This window comes from Asanoa sp. NPDC050611, assembly GCF_040654855.1.
In the GTDB taxonomy this organism is placed as follows: domain Bacteria; phylum Actinomycetota; class Actinomycetes; order Mycobacteriales; family Micromonosporaceae; genus Asanoa.
On the sequence record NZ_JBFAIU010000598.1, the window covers coordinates 1 to 2,408 of the forward strand.

Sequence of the window (2,408 nt, forward strand, 5' to 3'; positions counted from 1 at the left end):
GTCGGCCAGCAGCAGTCCAGGCCGGTTCATCAGCGCCCGCGCGACCGCCACCCGCTGCCGCTCGCCCCCGCTGAGCGCCGCCGGGTAGACGTTGCCGCGCCGCAAGGGCTTCGGGGCGGAGAACGCGTTCCGCGGTCTCACCCTCGCCGCCGGCACCATGGTCCTGATCATCATCGTCGCGATCACCGTCTTCCTGATCGCGAAGGCCGTGCCCGCCCTCCGTGCCGACGAGGCGAACTTCCTCACGACCAAGGAGTGGTTCGCCAACGAGACGCCGGCCCGGTTCGGCATCGCCGCCCTCGCCTGGGGCACCGTCGTCAGTGCGGTCATCGCGCTGCTCGTGGCCGTGCCGATCGCGCTGGGCATCGCGCTCTACCTGTCGCACTACGCGCACAAGCGGATCGCGACCGTCCTCGGCTTCCTGATCGACCTGCTGGCGGCCGTACCCAGTGTGGTGTTCGGCCTGTGGGGTCTGATGGTCTTCATCGACCCGGTGCGGGACTTCTCGGTCTGGCTCAACAAGTACTTCGCGTGGCTGCCGTTCTTCGACGGCGAGGCGCCGTTCGGCCGGTCGCTGCTGCTGGGCGGCCTGGTGCTGGCCATCATGGTGCTGCCGATCATCACCTCGCTGTCCCGCGAGGTGTTCATGCAGACGCCGACCGCCAACGAGGAGGCGGCGCTGGCCCTCGGCGCGACCAAGTGGGAGATGATCCGCACCGCGGTGATCCCCTACGGCCGCCCCGGCGTGATCGCCTCCGTCATGCTCGGTCTCGGCCGCGCGCTCGGCGAGACCATCGCGCTGGCGATGACGCTCGGCTTCCTCAACGTGATCTCACTCAACGTCATCGAGAACGGCGGCAACTCGATCGCCGCCAACATCGCCAACGGCTTCGGTGAGGCCGGCGAGATCGGCCGCGGCGCGCTCATCGCCTCCGGCCTGGTGCTGTTCACGATCACCCTCATCGTCAACATGATCGCCCGCGCGATCATCTACCGGCGTCGCGAGTTCACGGAGTCCGCCGCATGAGTACGACGTTGTTGCCTGCTCCGGGCCAGAGCCCCACGTTGCGCACCAAGCGGCTGCCGGCCGTCGCCTTCCTGGGCGTAGCCGTCGTCGCGCTCGGCGTCTCCGCCGCCCTCTGCTACGGCACCGGCCTCGGTGGCTGGGTGCTCACCCTGGTCATCGGCCTCATCCTCTACATGTTCGGCGTGTACTTCGCGGTCCGGGCCGTCGAGGGCCGTCGGTCCGCGCGCAACCGCACCTGGAGCGCGCTGATCCACTCGGCGTTCGTCCTCGCCGTGCTGCCACTCGCCTCGGTGACCTGGACGCTGGTCTCCAAGGGCATGGAGCGGTTCGACGGCAACTTCTTCGGCACGTCGATGAACAACATCGGCGCCCGGGACGCGACGGGCGGCGCGTACCACGCGATCATCGGCACACTGGAGCAGGTCGGCATCGCGGCCCTGATCACGATCCCGCTGGGCGTGCTCGGCGCGATCTACATCGTCGAGTACGGCCGGGGCCGGTTCACCTTCCTGATCCGGTTCTTCGTGGACGTCATGACCGGCATCCCGTCGATCGTCGCCGGCCTGTTCGTGCTGGCGTTCTGGGTGCTGATCGTGTCGCCGTGGTTCAACAACGGCGCTCCGGCGTTCTCCGGCTTCGCGGCCGCGCTCGCGCTGAGCGTGCTGATGTTGCCGACGATCGTCCGGTCCACGGAGGAGATGCTGCGCCTGGTGCCGGCCCCGCTGCGGGAAGGCTCCTACGCGCTCGGCGTGCCCAAGTGGAAGACGATCCTGCGGATCGTCATCCCGACGGCCCTGCCCGGCATCGTCACCGGCATCATGCTGTCGATCGCCCGCGCGGCCGGCGAGACGGCGCCCGTCCTGCTGGTCGCCGGCGGCAGCGCCGCGATCAACTTCAACCCCTTCACCGGGCAGCAGGGCTCGCTGTCGCTGTTCGTCTTCCAGCAGGCCGGCGACGCCTCGCGCTTCGCGCCGGCCCGGGCCTGGACCGGAGCGCTCACCCTGGTGGCACTCGTGCTCGTCCTGACCATCGCGGCCAAGCTGCTCGCCCGCCGCAACCGCATCTCTCGCTAGCAACCTGAAGGACTGACAAATGGCCAAGCGTGTCGAAGCGACCGGGGTCACCGCGTACTACGGTTCGTTCAAGGCGATCGACAACATCAACCTGCACGTTGACCCGAAGACGGTGACCGCGCTGATCGGCCCGTCGGGTTGCGGCAAGTCGACGTTCCTGCGTTCGATCAACCGGATGCACGAGGTGCTGCCGGGTGCGCGGGTCGAGGGCAGGCTGACGATCGACGACGAGAACATCTATGACAAGGATGTCGACGTCACCGCGGTGCGGCGGATGATCGGGATGGTGTTCCAGCGGCCGAACCCGT

General features: G+C 68.5%; 3 protein-coding genes and 1 pseudogene. 3 read left to right on the top strand and 1 reads right to left on the bottom strand.

Translation table 11 applies throughout. The annotated features are described in order from the left end of the window. Positions 1–99, bottom strand: a pseudogene (locus AB0H87_RS40735) (ATP-binding cassette domain-containing protein); the annotation flags it as partial. On the opposite strand from AB0H87_RS40735, the gene pstC reads away from it, so the two are divergent. The 3 genes from pstC to AB0H87_RS40750 all read left to right on the top strand — a co-directional run. Further along, positions 92–1,027 carry a phosphate ABC transporter permease subunit PstC gene (gene pstC / locus AB0H87_RS40740; protein ID WP_360158887.1) on the top strand — a complete coding sequence of 312 codons (936 nt, stop codon included), beginning with the start codon at positions 92–94 and terminating at the stop codon, positions 1,025–1,027. The pseudogene AB0H87_RS40735 and the gene pstC overlap by 8 nt on opposite strands. Then, complete coding sequence (gene pstA, locus AB0H87_RS40745) at positions 1,024–2,100, top strand: phosphate ABC transporter permease PstA (RefSeq protein WP_360158890.1); 1,077 nt, start codon at positions 1,024–1,026, stop codon at positions 2,098–2,100. Before pstC ends, pstA begins: the two co-directional genes overlap by 4 nt. A gap of 19 nt (positions 2,101–2,119) precedes the next feature. Continuing rightward, a partial coding sequence (locus AB0H87_RS40750) for an ATP-binding cassette domain-containing protein (RefSeq protein WP_360158893.1) occupies positions 2,120–2,408 on the top strand: 289 nt, incomplete at its 3' end.